General features: G+C 45.1%; 19 protein-coding genes and 2 pseudogenes. 3 read left to right on the top strand and 18 right to left on the bottom strand.

Going from position 1 to position 18,890, the window contains the following annotated elements:
• Positions 1–129: 129 nt before the first annotated feature.
• From O3621_RS03435 to O3621_RS03385, 11 genes are all read right to left on the bottom strand, one after another.
• The gene (locus O3621_RS03435) at positions 130–888 is read right to left on the bottom strand and encodes an ABC transporter ATP-binding protein (RefSeq protein WP_125445554.1); all 759 of its coding nucleotides are present in this window, start codon (positions 886–888) and stop codon (positions 130–132) included.
• A complete protein-coding gene (locus O3621_RS03430; protein ID WP_314449595.1) occupies positions 885–1,751 on the bottom strand; it encodes an ABC transporter permease in 867 nt (288 codons plus the stop codon). Before O3621_RS03430 ends, O3621_RS03435 begins: the two co-directional genes overlap by 4 nt.
• A 97-nt stretch (positions 1,752–1,848) precedes the next feature.
• The gene (locus tag O3621_RS03425; protein WP_314449596.1) at positions 1,849–2,346 is read right to left on the bottom strand and encodes a carbonic anhydrase; all 498 of its coding nucleotides are present in this window, start codon (positions 2,344–2,346) and stop codon (positions 1,849–1,851) included.
• A 148-nt stretch (positions 2,347–2,494) separates the two neighbouring features.
• Positions 2,495–3,190, bottom strand: a complete 696-nt coding sequence (locus O3621_RS03420; RefSeq protein ID WP_002920350.1) for a TIGR00266 family protein — start codon at positions 3,188–3,190, stop codon at positions 2,495–2,497.
• 113 nt (positions 3,191–3,303) lie between these two features.
• Positions 3,304–4,020 carry a TIGR00266 family protein gene (locus O3621_RS03415; protein WP_125352464.1) on the bottom strand — a complete coding sequence of 239 codons (717 nt, stop codon included), beginning with the start codon at positions 4,018–4,020 and terminating at the stop codon, positions 3,304–3,306.
• 117 nt (positions 4,021–4,137) lie between these two features.
• Positions 4,138–5,505 (bottom strand): DNA repair protein RadA, encoded by a 1,368-nt coding sequence (gene radA / locus O3621_RS03410; protein ID WP_314449606.1) that lies wholly within the window; start codon positions 5,503–5,505, stop codon positions 4,138–4,140.
• 5 nt (positions 5,506–5,510) lie between these two features.
• Positions 5,511–6,143: a methyltransferase domain-containing protein gene (locus tag O3621_RS03405; protein ID WP_314449597.1), complete on the bottom strand. Its 633-nt coding sequence runs from the start codon at positions 6,141–6,143 to the stop codon at positions 5,511–5,513.
• 52 nt (positions 6,144–6,195) lie between these two features.
• Positions 6,196–6,711, bottom strand: coding sequence for a histidine phosphatase family protein (locus O3621_RS03400; protein ID WP_314449598.1), 516 nt, complete (start codon positions 6,709–6,711; stop codon positions 6,196–6,198).
• 18 nt (positions 6,712–6,729) lie between these two features.
• The gene (locus tag O3621_RS03395; RefSeq protein WP_314449599.1) at positions 6,730–7,164 is read right to left on the bottom strand and encodes an isochorismatase family protein; all 435 of its coding nucleotides are present in this window, start codon (positions 7,162–7,164) and stop codon (positions 6,730–6,732) included.
• A gap of 9 nt (positions 7,165–7,173) precedes the next feature.
• Positions 7,174–7,617 (bottom strand): dUTP diphosphatase, encoded by a 444-nt coding sequence (locus O3621_RS03390; protein WP_314449600.1) that lies wholly within the window; start codon positions 7,615–7,617, stop codon positions 7,174–7,176.
• Positions 7,618–7,834: 217 nt separating this feature from the next.
• Positions 7,835–8,524 (bottom strand): gamma-glutamyl-gamma-aminobutyrate hydrolase family protein, encoded by a 690-nt coding sequence (locus tag O3621_RS03385; protein ID WP_002893948.1) that lies wholly within the window; start codon positions 8,522–8,524, stop codon positions 7,835–7,837.
• A 228-nt stretch (positions 8,525–8,752) separates the two neighbouring features.
• On the opposite strand from O3621_RS03385, the gene O3621_RS03380 reads away from it, so the two are divergent.
• Positions 8,753–10,726 (top strand): peptide ABC transporter substrate-binding protein, encoded by a 1,974-nt coding sequence (locus O3621_RS03380; protein ID WP_314449601.1) that lies wholly within the window; start codon positions 8,753–8,755, stop codon positions 10,724–10,726.
• A gap of 116 nt (positions 10,727–10,842) precedes the next feature.
• Here the strand turns inward: O3621_RS03380 and O3621_RS03375 are convergent, their stop codons facing one another.
• The 4 genes and pseudogenes from O3621_RS03375 to O3621_RS03360 form a co-directional block, all read right to left on the bottom strand.
• Positions 10,843–11,631 carry an ABC transporter ATP-binding protein gene (locus tag O3621_RS03375; protein ID WP_371513761.1) on the bottom strand — a complete coding sequence of 263 codons (789 nt, stop codon included), beginning with the start codon at positions 11,629–11,631 and terminating at the stop codon, positions 10,843–10,845.
• A 135-nt stretch (positions 11,632–11,766) separates the two neighbouring features.
• Positions 11,767–12,495 (bottom strand): annotated as a pseudogene (locus tag O3621_RS03370) (ABC transporter ATP-binding protein); the annotation flags it as partial.
• Positions 12,474–12,612 (bottom strand): annotated as a pseudogene (locus tag O3621_RS03365) (ABC transporter ATP-binding protein); the annotation flags it as partial. The pseudogenes O3621_RS03365 and O3621_RS03370, both read right to left, overlap by 22 nt.
• Before the next feature lies 1 nt (position 12,613).
• On the bottom strand, positions 12,614–14,320 hold the full coding sequence (locus tag O3621_RS03360) for an ABC transporter ATP-binding protein (protein WP_314449603.1): 1,707 nt from the start codon (positions 14,318–14,320) through the stop codon (positions 12,614–12,616).
• 160 nt (positions 14,321–14,480) lie between these two features.
• On the opposite strand from O3621_RS03360, the gene O3621_RS03355 reads away from it, so the two are divergent.
• Both O3621_RS03355 and galU read left to right on the top strand, forming a co-directional pair.
• Positions 14,481–15,503, top strand: a complete 1,023-nt coding sequence (locus O3621_RS03355) for an NAD(P)H-dependent glycerol-3-phosphate dehydrogenase (RefSeq protein WP_061589322.1) — start codon at positions 14,481–14,483, stop codon at positions 15,501–15,503.
• A 16-nt stretch (positions 15,504–15,519) separates the two neighbouring features.
• The gene (gene galU, locus O3621_RS03350; protein WP_002893959.1) at positions 15,520–16,425 is read left to right on the top strand and encodes a UTP--glucose-1-phosphate uridylyltransferase GalU; all 906 of its coding nucleotides are present in this window, start codon (positions 15,520–15,522) and stop codon (positions 16,423–16,425) included.
• 97 nt (positions 16,426–16,522) lie between these two features.
• On the opposite strand, the gene O3621_RS03345 is transcribed toward galU, so the two are convergent.
• The 3 genes from O3621_RS03345 to O3621_RS03335 are packed head-to-tail and all read right to left on the bottom strand — an operon-like array spanning position 16,523 to position 18,880.
• Entirely contained in the window at positions 16,523–17,206 is a 684-nt protein-coding gene (locus tag O3621_RS03345; RefSeq protein WP_125338027.1) for a rhomboid family intramembrane serine protease, read from the bottom strand.
• On the bottom strand, positions 17,190–17,726 hold the full coding sequence (locus O3621_RS03340) for a 5-formyltetrahydrofolate cyclo-ligase (protein WP_311153916.1): 537 nt from the start codon (positions 17,724–17,726) through the stop codon (positions 17,190–17,192). Before O3621_RS03340 ends, O3621_RS03345 begins: the two co-directional genes overlap by 17 nt.
• A 20-nt stretch (positions 17,727–17,746) precedes the next feature.
• Positions 17,747–18,880, bottom strand: a complete 1,134-nt coding sequence (locus O3621_RS03335; RefSeq protein WP_049547739.1) for an N-acetyldiaminopimelate deacetylase — start codon at positions 18,878–18,880, stop codon at positions 17,747–17,749.
• Positions 18,881–18,890 lie beyond the last annotated feature (10 nt).

The raw sequence follows: 18,890 nt of genomic DNA, 5'->3' as shown, positions 1-18,890 counted from the left end.
AAGAAAAAGGACATAGTCCTATTTAATAGAGAACTAGAGACTTTTGATCATTAATTGTCTAACTTTGTGGGAGCAGTACATTATTTAGTACGTATTCTTTCTCTTGTTTTTACAAAACTCTGAGCAAGCCTATTCAAACAAGCCATAGTAGTCCGCGATGGTCATCTTGGCTTTCTCATCTTTGTTCAAGTCCTGAATAATCTGTCCATCTTTCATGACGATTAATCGGTTGCCGTATTTGAGGGCATCTTCCATGTGATGGGTAATCATGAGGGCTGTGAGGCGGTCACGATTGACAAATTCATTGGTCAGCTCCATCAAGGCTACACTGGTCTTAGGATCCAGTGCTGCAGTATGCTCATCCAGAAGCAAAAGCTCTGGGCGCTTGAGCGTTGCCATGAGCAGACTCAAAGCCTGTCTTTGCCCTCCAGAAAGAAATTCAATCGGTGTATCCAGATGCTTGTCTAGCCCATTACCGATTTTCTCAATCGTCGCCTGAAACTCTTCCCTATAACTGTTGAGCCCACGGGGCACCAAGCCACGCTTTTCACCTCGGAATTTGGCAATGAGAAGATTTTCTGCCACTGTCATCCGCGGAGCTGTTCCCATCTTAGGATCCTGAAAGACACGGGACAGGTACTTGGCCCGCTTTTCTGGTGAAAAATGAGTGACATTTTCACCCAAGATATGAATGCTGCCGCTGGTTAAAGGGAGAGTGCCGGCAATGACATTGAACAGGGTTGACTTTCCTGCACCGTTTCCGCCTAAAATCGTAATAAAATCATGCTCGTGAATGTCTAAAGAAACATCATCTAGGATGATTTTTTCTTCATCAAAGCCGCTCTTTACAAGCTTGGTTGCATTTCTTAATTCTACAATCGCTGTCATTTGCTTAACTTGGCTCCTTTAAAGAATTTATTTTTCAGGGTTGGAATCATGAGACAGACGGCCAGAATCACCGCACTGTAGAGACGGAGATAGTTGGTGTTGAAGCCGAGAGCGATGACGCCCCAGATCAAGAACTGATAGGCAATCGCACCAACTACAATGGTAATCAGCCGCTCTGCCAAGGTCAGACTACGGAAGAGTACCTCGCCAATGATAAGACTGGCCAGACCGACAACAATCACTCCAATCCCACGGGACACATCCGCATAGCCTTCCTGCTGGGCAATCAGCGCTCCAGCCAGAGCAATCAAGCCATTTGACAGAATCAGTCCCATGAGCTCCATACGGCCTGTGTTGATACCAAAACTGCGAGCCATATCCGGATTATCTCCGGTCGCGATATAGGCCTGCCCTAGCTTGGTATCCAAGAAAAAGAGCAGGGCTGCAATCACTAGGCTGACAAAAATCAAACCAGTCAAGAGGTCATTGACTTCCCCTGAAAACGGCAGAACATCCTGAATCTTACTGCTGCCTAAAAGCCCCAGATTGGCACGACCCATTAACATCAGCATGATAGAGTGGCAGGAGGTCATGACCAAAATCCCAGAAAGCAGAGTCGGAATTTTCCCCTTGGTATAAAGCAGACCTGTCACTGCACCCGCTGCACAGCCCGCTAAAACGGCTGCTGCTGTTGCCAGAAAAGGATTGACTCCTTTGGTAATCAAGGTAACAGCCACCGCCCCGCCCAAGGGGAAGGAGCCTTCTGTCGTCATATCAGGAAAGCCCAGAATCCGGAAGGTCATAAAAATACCTAGACCTAAAACGGCCCAAACCAATCCCTGAGAAATAATGGAAAGAATCATAACATTGTCCTAACTAATTAAAATCGTTTCTCTATTTTAACATAAAAAAGGAGCCAATTTCAATGCCGATGCGCAGACAAAGAAATTGACTTCCCAACTATTCCTCAACAACTGTCATCCGACCAGTATCTACATCGTAAACTGCTCCTGAGATTTCTACATCAGTTGGAATCAGCGGTGACTGCCGCAGCAAGACCATATCCTCGCGCACACTTTCCTCTACATCTGTAAAGGGCAAAAAGTCCTGATCACTGACATCCACACCTAGTTCTTTATGAAGATGGGCCGTAAACTCCTCATTCTTGAAGGTCTGTGCTCCGCAGTCTGTATGATGCAAAACTACGATTTCCCGCGTTCCTAGCTGCTGCTGCGAAATAACCAGCGAGCGAATCATATCCTCTGTCACCCGACCGCCGGCATTGCGCAAGATATGGGCGTCTCCTAGTGCCAGTCCTAGAGCCTGAGCCACGTGGAGCCTAGAGTCCATGCAGGTTACAATGGCTACCTTGGTCTTGGGCTTGATCGGTAGATGTGCCGTTCCATGCAGATCGACATAAGCTTGATTGGCCTTCATAAAATTTTCAAAATATGACATTCTTTCCCCTTACTGGTACTTTGATATTCAAATAATTTTATATTATCTTACCATCTTTTCTGTTATTTGTCAGCTGTCGGCTTTGTTACAAAAAAATAGGACAGATAAATCCAGCATCTAGCCTAATCTTCTGTCCTAGTTTTATTTCTTATGAGCTTCTTGGAATAAACTTGCTGAGTGAGCCTGCAAAGGTTTGAAGATTGAGACTTTGCACATAGACTTCACCAGTTCCTTGGAAGGTGTTGACCACTCCTTCACCTGTTCCGATAGACTGCCAGAAGCCATTTTCTAGATGGATGTTATAGTTCAAAGATTGGCTCCAAGCTACTACATGGGCATTGTCAATAGTCACTTCTTGGTTATGAAGCTCAATTTTCTTAATAGAACCAAAGGCATTGGCCAAAAGAGTGCCCTGGCCTTGGGTTGTCATGACGAAGAGACCGCCTTGGCCGCCGAATAGTGCTTTCCCAACAGACTGGCGCTCCATGGTATAGTAAGCCGTACCATCAAGGGCCAAGAAAGCACCATCATTTAGGCGATATTGCTTTTCACCTAGCTGAAGAGGAATGACTTGACCAGGAGAATCTGGTGCCAAAGCAAGGTAACCATTGTCAGACTGGGCAACCGCTTGGGTAATAAAGGTACTTTCACCAGAAACCATTGACCGCCCTACAGCCTTGACAAAACGTCCCAAACCAGAACCGCTGGCATTTAGCTGAGTATTCAGAGTCACATTAGGCGTGTGGTAGACCATGCTGCCACGCTGGATAAAGACGGTTTCACCTTGATTGAGCGACAACTCAACCAAAGGAAACTGCATATTACTATCCATAGAAAATCGCATAAGAAATACCTCCTTCTTATTATGACTTGATTATAACATTTTCATATATTTTGGACAAAGGAAAACTGAAGCATCAAAAAAATAAGAGACCCTCCAGTCTCTTCTGAAATTTTTCAAGAATTGTCAATATGTAGATGTGGGCGAAGAACATTAGCAAAGGTTTCAATATTGAGACTTTGGATGTAAATTTCCCCAGTTCCATAGAAGGTATTAACCACTCCTTCACCAGTCCCCATGGACTGCCAGAAACCATTTTCTAAATGAATATCATATTCCAACTCTCGACTCCATGCTACTACGTGAGCATTGTCAATCGTTATCCTATCATTATGCAGCTCGACCTTTTGAATCGAGCCAAAGGAATTTACCAAGAGTGTCCCCTGACCTTGGGTACTCATCACATAAAAGCCTCCTTGGCCGCCAAAGAGAGCTCGACCTACCGACTGCGTCTCCAAAGTATAAGAGGCAGAACCATCCATAGCCAGAAAAGCTCCATCATTAAGGCGGTATTGCTTTTCGCCTAGTTCCAGAGCAACAATCTGACCAGGTACATTAGGCGCTAAGGCTAGACGACCGTTATTTGATTGGGCAGTTGCTTCAGTGATGAACACTCCTTCGCCAGAAGCCATAGAACGGCCAACAGCTTGGATTGCCTTGCCAAAGATTGATTGAGACTCTGCATTCACTTTGGCATTCAGGACAACGTTGGGAGTGTGGTATATCATGCTCCCGGTCTGAATACGAACAGACTCTGATGCATCTAAGGCAATCTCCGCCAAGGGAAATTGAGCATTATTGGTAATAGAAACATTCATACGATGATCTACCATGGTTGATTATCCTCCTAAAAAGTCCGGAAAAACAACTTATAGATGTTTTCCAGACAAATCCTAATTTTTTCTATCAATATTATAGCACGCGCAATAACTTTTCGCAATACTGTTAAATCAGGAAAATACTTTCTTTAAGACTTCCCCTATCGTCGTCACACCGATGACTTGGATATTGTTCGGAACCTTGAGACCGTTCAGAGAGTTTTTAGGAGCGTAGACTTTGGTGAAGCCCAGCTTTGCTGCTTCGTTGATGCGCTGCTCGATGCGATTGACTCGACGGATTTCACCAGTCAGGCCAATTTCACCGATAAAGCACTCTTGAGGATTGGTAGGAAGATCCTTGTAGCTGGAAGCAATGGCTACTGCTACTGCCAAATCAATCGCTGGCTCATCTAGCTTGACGCCGCCAGCAGACTTGAGGTAGGCATCTTGATTTTGCAGGAGGAGTCCTGCCCTCTTTTCCAGAACTGCCATGATGAGGCTGGCTCGGTTAAAGTCTAGACCAGTCGTGGTTCGCTTGGCATTGCCGAACATGGTCGGTGTCACCAAAGCCTGTACCTCTGCCAAAATCGGCCGCGTTCCTTCCATGGTCACAACGATGGAAGAGCCTGTCGCGCCGTCCAGCCGTTCTTCCAGAAAGACTTCACTGGGGTTGATAACCTCAACTAGCCCACCAGATTGCATTTCAAAAATGCCAATCTCATTGGTTGAGCCAAAGCGATTTTTAACTGCCCGTAAAATACGGAAAGTGTGCTGACGTTCGCCCTCAAAATAAAGCACGGTGTCCACCATGTGCTCCAAAGTTCGGGGGCCAGCTAAGGTTCCTTCCTTGGTCATGTGACCAACGATAAAGGTCGCGATATTATTGGTCTTGGCCAGCTGCATGAGCTCAGCTGTCACCTCTCGGACTTGAGAGACAGAACCTTGAACACTGGAAATTTCTGGCGACATCACTGTCTGAATGGAGTCAATAATCAGAAAATCTGGCTTGATTTTCTCAATCTCTGCACGGATATTTTGCATATTGGTCTCGGCGTAGAGATAAAATTCACTGTCAATATCACCGAGGCGTTCCGCCCGCAGCTTAATCTGCTCAGCTGATTCCTCCCCGCTGACATAAAGGACTGTGCCCTGATGAGAAAGCTGGGTAGATACCTGCAGAAGCAGGGTGGATTTCCCGATACCGGGATCCCCACCAATCAGAACCAGACTGCCAGGCACTACGCCACCACCTAGCACACGATTGAACTCATCCATTTCTGTCTTGGTCCGGTTGACATCAATCGAAGTGACCTCAGCCAGCTTCATGGGCCGAGTCTTTTCACCTGTCAAGGAAACACGGGCATGCTTGACCTCAGCAGCTTCTACTTCCTCAACAAAAGAAGACCAAGAGCCGCAGTTAGGACAGCGGCCTAGATACTTGGGCGAATGGTATTCACAATTTTGACAGACAAAGGTCGTTTTTTTCTTAGCGATGGTGATTCTCCTTATTTTCTAATAATCCAAACAAAAGTAGATAAGACCTGAAACACTTGCTCTATGTTAGTAAAGCCAGCCTCTTCTAGTAAGTTTGCAACTTCTTGAGGCGAGAGGGTATTCATCAAACTAGCTTGATTCTCATAAGTACGCTGAATTTGTTGCTGATTGGCTCCTAGCTCTGAAGCAAGTGTTTTCCAATAGCCTAGTTGCTGGTTGGAAAAAAAGCTAAGAATCAGAAGGCCACCTTCACTTAAAGAGTCATAAATTTTTCGAAGAAAAAAGCTGGGATTTTCAACAAACTGCAATACTAGCAAGCAAGAACAAATCTGATAAGCAGAAGGTAGCACTGCTTCTTCAAATCGACAATTAAGATACTCCGCTTGAGGCAGATGAACCTGTCTTTTAAGCTCTTGCAGCATCGCCTCACTTGGCTCCACAACCGTCAACCCTGCCTTAGGAAATAAGGATGCCAAACCATTCAACTCATCCGTCTGGCTTGCTAAAGCTAACACCTTATCGACTTTTAAACTGGGGGCTAATCTAAGCAATACTCCTCGGAAAATCACATCTAGCATCACATCGTAGCCTGGAATTTTCTGACGAATTTCTGTTGCATAATCCTTGTTCTTAAATTCTTTCATATTTTCTTCTTTCTCAAAATCCTTTTATTAAGATTCTTTTTACGACGAAACATTAAAACTTCAGTTCATATTCAATAAACTGGCAAAAATCAATCTGCTGATCAGCTACAAACTGGCGGATGAGCATGCGATGGGCTACAAGAGCTACCGTCTCGTAGTCTCTGTATTTGCTTAAGGCACTGAAAAAGCGGGCTTTCATCTGCTCAGATGTTTCATACTGGATAGGACTTCTTGCAGGAAGTTCTCCACTATTTTCAAAAAATAACTTCCGAGCCTGCTCAAACTTTTCTGTCCCACTCTCATATACCTGCCATTCATGCAGCAAAGGCTCCACAAAAAGCGGCAGTTGGCGGTCTCGAATCAAATAGGAGGCCGTCTCCAAAGCCCGCGTCACAGAAGAGGAGATCAAAATTTCCGCCTGTTCTAGCAAAGGATTAGCAGCTGCCTCTGTCGCCATCCGACGACCAGCAGCCGACAAGGGAGCCAAATCTAGTCCAAAGCCAGTGTAACCAGCCTCTTCCAAAAGTGAATAATCTGGCTCTCCGTGGCGGATAAAAATGATCTTCATATTAATGTCCTCATAAAGCTATCTAATCTTGATTCCGCAATCTTGCCATTGCTTCAGTGTTTTAGAGAATTTCTTCTGGTTGGCAACTCCGACAGCGGACAAATCGACGGAAACCTGATAATTCTCCTTGACACAGCCATTGCCGTCTACCCCTATAAATTCTAAACTTTTAGCACCAGTTCCCTCTAAAAACTCTTTTAAATCCGGATTAGTAAAGCAAGAAGCCCGACGCTTCTCAAAGATGCGAGAAGATATAACCTTCAAGTCGGTCGCAAAATTCTTCTCCCTTTCTTTTCTCTCCCAGAAAAAACGGTTGAGAATATAGATAACCCGGTCGCTGGGATAACTAGCTATTTTGTCATTGACAGCCGCAGTCAGTGCTTCATTATCATATGCTTTTCCTGCAGCAACATAATCTGACTGCATATCTACAACTAATAAATAGTCTGCCATTTTCTTTCTCTATTTCCCTGTCGACCCAAATCCACCGGTCCGCACGCCTTCTGCCTCATCTCCATCAGCAATCAGAAATGGTGCAAAGACAGCCTGCACTACACGTTCGCCAGCTTCGAGGACGACTTCCTGATCTGTGATGTTTTTCATCTGAGCAAAGATATGCCCTTCGTTTCCAGGATTCCCATAGTAGTCGCCGTCAATGACCCCAACGGAGTTAATCAAGACCAAGCCTTTTTTACGAGGATTGGACGAGCGATCATAAAGATAGAGCACCTCGCCCGGCTGCATATAGGCCTTGACACCAGTCGGAACCAGCTTAATCTCCCCTGGCGCAATAGGGGTGCGCTCTGCCACTTTCAAATCGTAGCCAGCTGCGTGAGCCGTCTCTCTCTTAGGCAGTAAATCTTCATTTGTAAAGCTGGAAACCAGCTCGAACCCGCGAATTTTCATGCATTTCTCTTTTCTATTTTTTCTGCTCCTATTATACTAAATTCGCCAAAAACAAGCAAAAAAACCGCCAATTGGGCGGTTCTTATAGGGAGATTATTATGAAAAAGAAAAGTTTTAGGATTTCTAAACAAAGTTAGGAGGTCTTTGTTTATGGTCTTAGTATAGAACACTTATCTTAAATTTTCCTAAAAGTAACTTAAAAAAATAAAATAATTTTTTACAGCTCTTGCAAGAGGTACTGAAACAGCTCCAAATTGCCCTTTTCTTCGTTTATTAAAAACTCTGGATGCCATTGAAGGCCTATGATACGATGATTGTCAACCGATTCGATCGCTTCGATGGTATTGTCTCTTGGGTCAAAGGCTGTCGCGCGGAAATTAGGTGCCAAGTCCTTGATACTTTGCCGATGGACCGAATTAATCTGGCTAGCCTGACCAAACAAGCGCTCCACAACGCTGTCTTTCTCCGTGCGAATGGAGTGCGAAGTACCAAATGGCAAGCCCTGCCAGTGATTTTCGATATGCTGATTAAGAGTACCGCCAAAAGCAACATTTACCAACTGCAGGCCGCGGCAAATAGCCATGACTGGCTTGTTTTGGCGCAGAGCTTCTTTCAAGAGAGCCAACTCAAACTCATCGCGAACAATATTGTAGTCGTCGCTGTCAATGGTCTTTTCTTCCCCATAAAACTGTGGGTGAACATTTTGTCCGCCTGACAAAATCAGCTTGTCAATCGTTTCTACGTAATCCTGAACTAAACTTTTATCGCCAACAGGAATCACCATCGGCAGACCACCAACCATTCGTACGCCATCCACAAACTTGCGTGAAACAGAGGTGTGAATATTCTTTCCAGCTTCATCTACTGGACAAAGATTGGCTGAAATTCCAACAATTGTTCTGCACATACCGTGATTCCCCCTTATTTTGATATAGTATATCTTACCACGCCTTTTCTCAGTCGTCCAATAGATTTTTTTAAAGCTGGTTATAAAAATTTTTTATCAGAATATGCAACACTATAAATCTCTTTTTGAAAATTTAGAAAAATATTTCAGAATTATCAGAAAATTGTTTACTTTTGGCAGAAATTTGTTATAATAAGCAGTGTAAAAACTCATGACTTGGAGGTCCCTATGAGAAAATCAAAAATTCTTCTTGCCGCAGGGCTCACTCTGCTCTCTGTCGGCTTACTTACAGCTTGCTCTGGAGGCGGAAGTTCCCAATCCAGCAAAAAAATCTACAGCTATGTCTTTACGTCTGATCCAACGACTTTGGACTACATCCAGTCGGCAAAGGGGTCTACCCACGAGCTGACTACAAATGGTGTAGATGGCTTGCTGGAAAATGATAAATATGGAAACTTAGCTCCGTCTATCGCAGAAGATTGGACAGTCTCTCCAGATGGTCTCGTCTATACCTATAAGCTGCGCAAAGATGCCAAGTGGTATACCGCTGATGGCGAAGAATACGCAGATGTCACGGCTCAGGACTTTGTGGCAGGTATCAAACATGCTGCTGATGTCAAATCAGACGCTCTCCCTCTTATCCAAGATTCTATCAAGGGACTGAGTGAATATGCAGCCGGTACCAACAAGGACTTTTCAGTTGTTGGAGTCAAGGCACTGGACGATCATACGGTCCAATATACACTCAACAAGCCTGAAACCTACTGGAACTCTAAAACAACATCAGGTGTTATGATGCCGGTCAACGAGGCCTTTCTAGAAAAGCAAGGCAAGGAATTCGGTCAGGCAACCAAAGCAGATTCCATTCTGTATAACGGTCCATTTATCATGAAATCCATTACTTCTAAATCCTCTGTCGAATTTGAGAAGAACCCTAACTACTGGGATAAGGACAAGGTCAAGATTGATGGTGTCAAACTGTCTTACTACGATGGTTCTGACCAAGATTCATTAGCGCGGACATTTGGAGATGGCGGCTACAGTTTGGCAAGACTTTACCCAGCCACTTCCAGTTATTCCTCAATCGCTGAGAAATACAAAGATAATATCTTCATGACAGAAGCAGGAGCGGGTGTCGGTCTAATCAGCTTTAACATTGACCGTCAAAGTTATAACCATACTTCTAAAACCAGCGATGAACAAAAAGAAGCTACCAAAAAAGCTCTGCTGAACAAAGACTTCCGCCAAGCTCTAGCCTTTGCCCTTAACCGCGAAAGCTATTCAGCTCAGGTCAATGGAGAAGATGTAGCCAAGCCAGCTGTCCGTAATCTCTTTGTTCCGCCAACCTTCGTTCAAGCCAATGGCAAGGAATTTGGCACTCTGGTCGAAGAATCACTGGCTTCCTATGGTGACGAGTGGAAAGGTATCAAGCTGGATGACGGTCAAGACGGTCTCCATAATACTGACAAAGCCAAGGCGGAATTTGCCAAAGCCAAGCAGGCTCTTGCAAATGAAGGCGTACAATTCCCAATTCACCTAGATGTTCCTGTCGCTCAGAATTCTACTAACTTCGTCAACCGCATGCAATCTCTGAAACAATCATTAGAAGAGGCGTTAGGAAAGGACAATGTCTCTGTAGACCTGCAGATGCTATCTGAGGACGAAGCACTAAACATCACCTTCAATGCTGAAGCTGCTAGCCAGGAAGACTGGGATATCAACGGTCTCGTTGCCTGGGATCCAGACTACCAAGATCCTTCTACTTACCTGGACATTTTAGTGCCAGGTAACAGCACTCAGACCAGAACCTACCTTGGATTTGAAGGCAAAGACAATGCTGCTGCTAAAGCTGTAGGACTGGATGAGTACAGCAAACTGATCGAAGAGGCTGGAAACGAAACACAAGATGTAGACAAGCGTTATGAAAAATATGCTGCAGCTCAAGCATGGCTGACAGATAGCGCCCTCGTTGTGCCAACTATGAGCAGCAGAGGAGCAGCACCATTCATTTCTCGGATTGTGCCATTTACAAACTCTTATGCTCAGACAGGTACAAAAGATGCCAACTATCATAAATACGTGGAAATCAGTGATGAGATTGTCACGACTAAAGACTATCAAAAGGCCCAAGAAAAGTGGAAAAAAGAAAAAGAGGAATCCAATAAAAAGGCCCAAGAGGATCTGGCTAAACATGTGAAATAATCACTACTTTGATGTTAATTAAAAATCCAGCAGGAAAAGAAACCTGCTGGATTTTTTAAATTTTCTATCTAATATTTTAAAAGCCTGGCTGATTATCCAGCTGCAAAACCAACCATCTACTCAAAGACAAACTGGTTGTGATAAAGTTCTGAGTAGAAGCCACCCAGTTTGAGGAGTTGGTGATGATCGCCCTGTTCGATGACCTCTCCATCTTTTAGGACGATAATCTGGTCTGCATTGAGGATAGTTTTGAGGCGGTGAGCAATGACAAAGCTAGTCCGGCCAGCCACAACGGCTTCCATGGCCTGCTGAATCTTGCTCTCTGTTACCGTATCGACATTGGAAGTCGCTTCATCCAAAATCAAGACTTGCGGGTCGGTCAGCAAAGTTCTAGCAATGGAAATCAGCTGTTTCTGCCCAGTTGAGAAAATATTCTGGTCATCATCTACCAGAGTATCATATTTGTCTGGCAGACTTTCGATATAGTCATGGATATGGGTCGCACGCGCAGCCGTTTCTACCATTTCCTGACTGGCATCCGGCACACCGAAGCGGATATTATCCCGAATCGTACCGCTAAAGAGCACCGAATCCTGCAAGACAATCCCCACATGGCTCCGTAAGCTATCCAGCTCATAGTCCCGAATGTCGCGACCGTCAAACTCAATGCTGCCATTATCCACATCATAAAAGCGATTGAGCAGGTTCATAATGGTCGTCTTACCTGATCCAGTCGGGCCAACAACAGCCGTCATCTTGCCCTTAGGGGCTAAGATAGACACGTCTTTGAGGATAGGCTTACCTTCCACATAAGAGAAGTCCACATGCTTGATCTCCACGGAGTCTGTAAGCTCAGTGAAAGCAGGTGCATTCTCTGGCCGGACTTCCTCTGGTGCATCAAACATCTCCTGAATCCGGTCAGCCCCTGTAAAGGCCAACTGCAAACTGCCCCAGCTGGCAGCAATCTGGATGATAGGCTGATAATACTGCTGGGAAAACTGAGTAAAAGTAGTAATCAGGCCAACTGCAACTGCCGTTTCAACATTAGGGTCGCTCAGTAAGACAGCCGAACCAACAAAAATAACAATGGCTGTATTAATCAAATTCATCCCGTTCATGATAGGGAAGAGAAGGCCTGAAAAGGTCCGGCCTTTAAAGGTCGCTAAGCGTACTCGGTCATTCTGCTCGATGAACCCTTTGATGACCTCCTCCTGCATTCCCTGAACGATAACGGCTTTCTGACCGGAAATGGTCTCGTCCATATATGCATTGAGGCGGCCGACTTCTTTTTGCTGAAGATTGGTGTATTTCCGAGCCAGCCTGACAATAACCACTAGGAGAAGAAAAGCAACCGGTGTGCTGGCTACCGTTATCCAGGCCAATCTAGCATTTTGAACAAACATGATAATCACGAGGCCCAGATAGAGCAAGGCATTGCTCATCACCTGTATCATACTCTCGTTTAGAGCTTGCAGGATATTGTCCAAGTCACTGGTAAAGCGCGACAGAATATCTCCATCCTGATGGCGGTCAAAGAAAGCAACTGTCATCTTGGATAGCTTGCCAAACAGGCCCTTGCGCATCTCATTGGTCGAATGGGCAATAACTCGGGTCATCAAAAGCATGTAAATTAAGCTGGAAATAGATAGGCAGACAAAAGATACCAATACACTGCCCATGACGCTGCCAAAAGTCGACAGAATCTGATCAGTCTCACCCTTCTCAGCAAAAGCCCGTCCCAACTCAACCAAATGCTGAACAGCCTGACCGACATAAACCGGAAAAAGGACCTGAAAAACAGTCGCTGTTACCATCATCAAAAGGACAACGACAAAGGATAATTTGTAACGCTTAAAATATTGCCAAAAAAATGCAATCGTCCGCATCTTAGTCCTCCTTTCCTTTCTGCGTTTCGTAGATTTCACGGTAAACATCGTTAGTTGCGACCAATTCTGCATGCGTGCCCTGGCCAATCAGCCGCCCTTGATCCAAGACCAGAATCTTATCTGCATGAACAACGGAGCTAATCTTTTGAGCAATGATAATCGTCGTCGTTCCTTGCAGCTCTTTATTCAAGGCTTCTTGAACCAACTTTTCTGACTTGGCATCCAAGGCTGAGGTCGAATCATCTAAAATCAAAATATTGGGATTGTTGACAACACCTCTGGCAATGGACATCCGCTGCTTCTGACCGCCAGAGAAGTTGCTGCCACGCTCCTCCACTTCACTGTCAAAACTTTCTTCCATACGGCTGATAAATTCACTGGCTTGGGCAATACGAGCCGCTCGCTCCATTTCAGGCAGCGAAGCGTTGAGCTTGCCCTGCCGGAGATTGTCCGCAATGGTCCCGCTAAATAGAATCGCCCGCTGCAGCACGATGGAAACATTTTTACGAAGAGTTCCCTGACTAAGCTTTCGCAGATCCCGGCCGCCAATCTTGACAGAACCTTCCTGCGGGTCAAAAAGACGGGGAATCAGCTGGGCCAAGGTAGACTTACCAGCACCTGTCGCACCGACAACGCCAATCATTTGCCCAGGCTCAACCTCAAAGCTGATATCCTTTAGTATTGGCTCGTCATCGTTGGGATAGGAAAAAGTCACATGTTCAAAGCTGAGGCTACCTTCTAGTTCTTCATCTAGCGAGTCTGGGAAAGCCATAGCTGGCTCCGTTGCCAATACTTCCTTGATCCGACGGATAGAAATGATCCCCCTCGTCACACCATTTCCCAAGAAGCCAACCATAATGATGGTGAAAATGATCTGGCTCAGATAACCGATAAAAGAAGCGATAGAGCTGACCAGTCCTGGCTCCGCCTGAATCATGCCAGATAAAGTCCAGATAGCCAAGTAAACAGAGCTGTAGCCGACCAACATCATCATTGGCTCAACGATTGAAAAAGCGTAGCCAATATAGAGATTCTCTGACAAAAGTTCATCAGACACCTGACTGAACTTATGAAACTGGTCTTCCTCCCGAACGAAGGACTTGACCACTCGCACACCACGAAGATTTTCCTTGGCAATGGCATTAATCTTATCCAAAAGAGTCTGGAATTTCTTAAAACGAGGCCCCATCATCCCCATCATGACAGCCGTTAGACCAGCTATGAGCACAATCAGCAAGAAGATAATCCACCAGAGAGAGGGCATGGTCACAATGGCCAGGATGACTGAACCGATAAAAAGGATGGGCAAGCGAAGAAGAATTTGAAAGAGCATCATAGTCACATTTTGAATCTGATTGATGTCATTGGTCATCCGCACGACTAGATTGCCGGAGTTGAATTCCTCGATATTAGCATAAGAAAAGGTCTGAATCTTGCGGAAAGTCTCCTCGCGGAGATCTGATGAGACAGCTTGGGCAATATAAGCCGCCAAGGTCACATTAATCCCTCCTGCCACCAGTCCGACAAAACCGATGCCAATCAGCCACCCCCCCATACTGTAGATGGTCTGGCTATTTTGCTCCTGCAGAGCATCTAAGATGTGCTTTAAAAACCAGGGTAGTAAAAGAGAGCTGGCAATCATCAGCGAGGTCATCAAAAACGAACTCAGGGCATACCATTTATACCGTAATAGACTTTTAAAAAACATGCTTCCTCCTACTTTTTTCATATTTGACTTAGTTTCCTTACTATATCACAGATAAAAACAATGTCAAGCAAGAAATTTCTTATATTATATGGTAAAATGAGATATAGAACTCTAAAACTGATTTAAATTCAGACTCGGAATTTCATCATAAGGAGAAGATATGGATAAACAACGAGTTGCTGTGATTGGTCCTGGTTCTTGGGGAACAGCCTTATCACAAGTGTTAAATGACAACGGACACGAGGTTCGTATTTGGGGAAATATCGCTGAGCAAATCAACGAAATCAACGACGAACACACCAATAAACGCTATTTCAAAGATATTGTACTGGACGAAAAGATCAAGGCTTATCATGACCTAGAAGAAGCTTTAAAAGATGCGGATGCCGTGCTTTTTGTCGTGCCGACTAAGGTAACCCGTCTGGTAGCCAAACAAGTAGCTCAAGCTCTGGACCACAAGGTGAAAATCATGCACGCCTCCAAGGGACTAGAGCCCAATACCCACGAACGGATTTCAACTATCCTAGAAGAAGAAATCCCTGCAGAGCTACGTAGCGAGATTGTCGTTGTCTCAGGTCCCAGCCATGCTGAGGAAACCATTGTGCGCGATATTACCTTAATCACCGCTGCTTCTAAGGATCTGGAAGCAGCTAAGTATGTGCAGGAGCTCTTCAGCAATCACTACTTCCGCCTCTACACTAATACCGACGTCATCGGAGTGGAGACTGCAGGCGCTCTGAAAAACATCATCGCAGTTGGAGCTGGTGCACTCCATGGACTAGGCTATGGTGATAATGCCAAGGCAGCTATTATCACACGAGGTCTGGCCGAAATCACGCGTCTAGGTGTCAAGTTAGGAGCAAATCCTCTGACTTACAGCGGCCTATCTGGTGTCGGCGACTTGATTGTCACAGGTACCTCTGTTCACTCCCGTAACTGGCGGGCCGGCAATGCTCTAGGACGTGGCGAGAAATTAGCTGATATTGAAGCCAATATGGGCATGGTTATCGAAGGAATTTCTACCACCAAGGCAGCCTATGAACTGGCCCAAGAGCTGGATGTTTATATGCCAATTACCCAGGCTATTTACAAGGTTATTTATCAAAATTGTAATATCAAAGATGCCATTTATGAAATCATGAACAATGAATTCAAGGCTGAGAATGAATGGACTTCGTTCTAATAGAAAGGAAATAATTATGTCAAAAGTTAAGAAAGCCGTCATCCCTGCAGCTGGTCTCGGAACCCGCTTCCTGCCAGCTACTAAAGCACTGGCCAAGGAAATGTTGCCAATCGTTGACAAGCCAACCATCCAGTTTATCGTTGAGGAAGCTCTCAAATCTGGAATTGAAGATATTCTAGTTGTCACAGGTAAATCAAAACGCTCCATCGAAGACCACTTTGACTCAAACTTTGAATTAGAATACAACCTCAAAGAAAAGGGTAAAGACGACTTGCTCAAATTGGTCGATGAAACCACTGGTATCGGTCTGCATTTCATCCGTCAGAGCCATCCGCGCGGACTGGGAGATGCTGTCCTTCAAGCTAAGGCTTTCGTAGGAAACGAGCCTTTCGTTGTCATGCTGGGCGATGATCTCATGGACATCACCAATGATAAGGCTGTGCCGCTGACCAAGCAATTGATTGATGATTACGAGGCTACTCACGCTTCTACCATCGCTGTCATGCAGGTCCCTCATGATGAAGTTTCTTCTTATGGTGTGATTGCCCCTCAAGGTGAAGGTGTCAAAGGTCTCTACAGCGTGGAAACTTTCGTCGAAAAGCCAAAACCTGAAGATGCACCGAGTGATTTGGCTATTATCGGCCGCTACCTGCTGACACCAGAAATTTTTGAAATCTTGGAAAAGCAAGCGCCAGGTGCTGGAAATGAGATTCAGCTGACCGATGCGATTGATACTCTTAACAAGACGCAGCGCGTGTTCGCTCGCGAATTCAAGGGCGATCGCTATGATGTCGGTGACAAGTTCGGCTTTATGAAGACTTCTATCGACTACGCCCTCAAGCATCCGCAGGTCAAAGACTCCTTGAAGCAGTATATCATTGACTTGGGTCATACATTAGAGAAAAAACAAAGTAAAAAATAATTGATTCAAACAACTAACGTTGAAAATAAAATTTCAGCTATAAAAAAGAGGTTAAAAACCTCTTTTTTATATATCGTTAGTTATTTATACACACTTGTTAAATCAAGGAATGATGAAAGCCTAGAAAAATAAGAAGGGCAGCCAAGGCTAGATAGCCAAATAAGACTAGCCAGCGCTGAGCAGGTTTAAAGGCATTGCTTGAGCCTTTGACAGGAAGAATAACCGCGCAGAGTATGCCGCCAATCAAACCGCCCAAATGCCCCGCCAGGCTGATACCAGGCATGAAACTAAAGATGATATTGACCACAATCAAGGTCATATAAGACTGCCCCAGCTGCTGAATGTAGCTGTCTCGGACGACATAGTGCAGGGTCACGATAGAGGCAAAAAGTCCAAACAAGGCTGTAGAGGCTCCTGCTGACAGAGTATCCGGACTGAAAAAGAAGACAAAGATATTTCCCATCAGACCTGACATCATATAGAGCAGAAAGAAATTTCGCGAGCCAAAAATATCTTCTGCCTGCCGTCCAATAAAATAAAGAGTAACAGCATTTACCACAAAGTGCTCCAAGCCAATATGCACAAAGATAGCAGAAAAGAGACGCCATATCTGAGTAGGATACATGATAATGGTCGGAGAAAACACTGCTCCAAATTCAAAGACCGTTTGTGCTTCAGCATAAGAAAAGCCACGTAAAATAAGCATCCCCACAAAGACAAGTGTTGTCAAAATTAGCAAAATACTGGTCACAGGATATTTTTTATCATAGATGTAGTTCATAAGTCAACACTTCCTTTACTGCTATATCGTGATAATCGGGTTCAAAATCAAACTGTTGAAAACTATAGATGCTGCTGATAGACGCCCCAGCAAAATCAGCCAGATAGCGATCATAGTAACCACCGCCGTAACCAATCCGAAACCCTTGAGAATTGAAGACCACACCCGGCACATGAATCAGATCAATTTCTGTCTTGTCCACAGCCTCTTCACTTATCGGCTCCATAAGTCCAAAAGAGCTTTTTTGCAGGCAACTTTCATCATAATCCACAAATATCATCTGACCCTGGCCATAGGTTTTGGGCACTAAAACCCGCTTACCATCTAACTGAGCCTGCTTGATAAAGGCTGCAGTTGAGACTTCATGCGGCATAGAAAGATAGGTAGCAATAACCTGAGCTTTTTGATAAGCTGCCGAACTGAGCAAGTGCTGGGTCAGCCAGTTATCTGCCTGCTCTTTTTCTTTTCCTGACAGTTTCTTCATCTGGTTCAGTACAGTTTGTCTCAGCTCTTTTTTCATGCAGCTCGTCCACCTTTTTCTTATCTTTCGTTGATTTTATAATCTAGGAATTTCCCAATCTTTTCAATAGCAAAGGGCAGTGCTGCCTCGTCCGGTGTCATCTTGGGATGATGGAGGGCATAGGGACTGTCCACTCCCAGCCAGAACATGACGCCCTTAACCTTACTGAGCAGATAACCGAAATCCTCACCTGTCATAGCCGGCGCAATATCAATCAACTGCACTCCTTCTTCCTTCTGGAAAAAGTCCATCAATTCGTCTGCTAGTCCAGGATGATTTTCCACAGGCAGATAGCCGCCTTGTTTAAGCTCCAAGTCCAATTCCAGACCGAAACTTTGGGCTAGGCCCTCTGCTATTTCCCGTAAGCGCTTCTGAGTCAAGAGGTTCATCTCCTGAGTCAGAGTCCGAATGGTGCCATGCAGAAAGGCCGTTTCTGCGATGACATTGTTGGTCGTGCCAGCATGGAGAGAACCAAAGGTCACAACTGCTCCCTCGATAGGATCGACATTGCGGCTGACAATGGTCTGCACCTGAGTGATAAAGTAGCTAGCCGCCACCAAAGCATCATTGGCTTCATGAGGAAAGGCCGCATGCCCCCCCTTCCCCTTAAAAGTCAGCTTAACTTCACAGGTACCAGCAAAGAGGGTTCCTCTATTAGTGGCAATATCGCCGACCTTGAGGTCCGGTCGCACATGGAGACTGTAAAATTCATCTGGCAGCCAGTCACCAAAAGCATCATCTTCGTACATGAGCATACCGCCAGCTTCATTTTCCTCTGCAGGCTGAAAGAGAAAGAGCAGATTGTGGGTAGGCTGAGCGCTCACAGCTTGTTCCAGCAGGCCTAGAGCCACCGTCATGTGCATATCATGTCCGCAGGCATGCATACGACCTTCATGAGTGCTGGCAAAGTCCAGACCCGTCTCCTCCACAATCGGAAGGCCATCGATATCTGTCCGCCAGCCAATCGTCTTATCTGGTGAACTGCCCTTGATAAAGACCAAAATACCAGTCCGCCAAGTTCGAATTTCCACAAAGTCTAGGCCAGCTGTCAGGCCATCAATGACCTGCATCAGGTAGGCATGGGTCTTGTATTCTTCCAGACCGATTTCTGGTATCTGGTGTAAATCACGGCGAATGTTCAGATAATCAAGCATTTTTCTTTCC

Source organism: Streptococcus sp. 20925_1_22 (assembly GCF_041431685.1).
Taxonomy (GTDB): domain Bacteria; phylum Bacillota; class Bacilli; order Lactobacillales; family Streptococcaceae; genus Streptococcus.
Note: the sequence above shows the minus strand (reverse complement) of the source record. Positions and strands in the feature narration are given on the sequence as shown.

Excerpts from the sequence above, each read along its gene's own strand:
- O3621_RS03435 (WP_125445554.1), bottom strand. The coding sequence starts at position 888 with ATGACAGCGATTGTAGAATTAAGAAATGCAACCAAGCTTGTAAAGAGC.
- O3621_RS03430 (WP_314449595.1), bottom strand. The coding sequence starts at position 1,751 with ATGATTCTTTCCATTATTTCTCAGGGATTGGTTTGGGCCGTTTTAGGT.
- O3621_RS03425 (WP_314449596.1), bottom strand. The coding sequence starts at position 2,346 with ATGTCATATTTTGAAAATTTTATGAAGGCCAATCAAGCTTATGTCGAT.
- O3621_RS03420 (WP_002920350.1), bottom strand. The coding sequence starts at position 3,190 with ATGCGATTTTCTATGGATAGTAATATGCAGTTTCCTTTGGTTGAGTTG.
- O3621_RS03415 (WP_125352464.1), bottom strand. The coding sequence starts at position 4,020 with ATGGTAGATCATCGTATGAATGTTTCTATTACCAATAATGCTCAATTT.
- O3621_RS03405 (WP_314449597.1), bottom strand. The coding sequence starts at position 6,143 with ATGAAAGAATTTAAGAACAAGGATTATGCAACAGAAATTCGTCAGAAA.
- O3621_RS03400 (WP_314449598.1), bottom strand. The coding sequence starts at position 6,711 with ATGAAGATCATTTTTATCCGCCACGGAGAGCCAGATTATTCACTTTTG.
- O3621_RS03395 (WP_314449599.1), bottom strand. The coding sequence starts at position 7,164 with ATGGCAGACTATTTATTAGTTGTAGATATGCAGTCAGATTATGTTGCT.
- O3621_RS03390 (WP_314449600.1), bottom strand. The coding sequence starts at position 7,617 with ATGAAAATTCGCGGGTTCGAGCTGGTTTCCAGCTTTACAAATGAAGAT.
- O3621_RS03385 (WP_002893948.1), bottom strand. The coding sequence starts at position 8,524 with ATGTGCAGAACAATTGTTGGAATTTCAGCCAATCTTTGTCCAGTAGAT.
- O3621_RS03380 (WP_314449601.1), top strand. The coding sequence starts at position 8,753 with ATGAGAAAATCAAAAATTCTTCTTGCCGCAGGGCTCACTCTGCTCTCT.
- O3621_RS03375 (WP_371513761.1), bottom strand. The coding sequence starts at position 11,631 with ATGTTTGATGCACCAGAGGAAGTCCGGCCAGAGAATGCACCTGCTTTC.
- O3621_RS03360 (WP_314449603.1), bottom strand. The coding sequence starts at position 14,320 with ATGTTTTTTAAAAGTCTATTACGGTATAAATGGTATGCCCTGAGTTCG.
- O3621_RS03355 (WP_061589322.1), top strand. The coding sequence starts at position 14,481 with ATGGATAAACAACGAGTTGCTGTGATTGGTCCTGGTTCTTGGGGAACA.
- galU (WP_002893959.1), top strand. The coding sequence starts at position 15,520 with ATGTCAAAAGTTAAGAAAGCCGTCATCCCTGCAGCTGGTCTCGGAACC.
- O3621_RS03345 (WP_125338027.1), bottom strand. The coding sequence starts at position 17,206 with ATGAACTACATCTATGATAAAAAATATCCTGTGACCAGTATTTTGCTA.
- O3621_RS03340 (WP_311153916.1), bottom strand. The coding sequence starts at position 17,726 with ATGAAAAAAGAGCTGAGACAAACTGTACTGAACCAGATGAAGAAACTG.
- O3621_RS03335 (WP_049547739.1), bottom strand. The coding sequence starts at position 18,880 with ATGCTTGATTATCTGAACATTCGCCGTGATTTACACCAGATACCAGAA.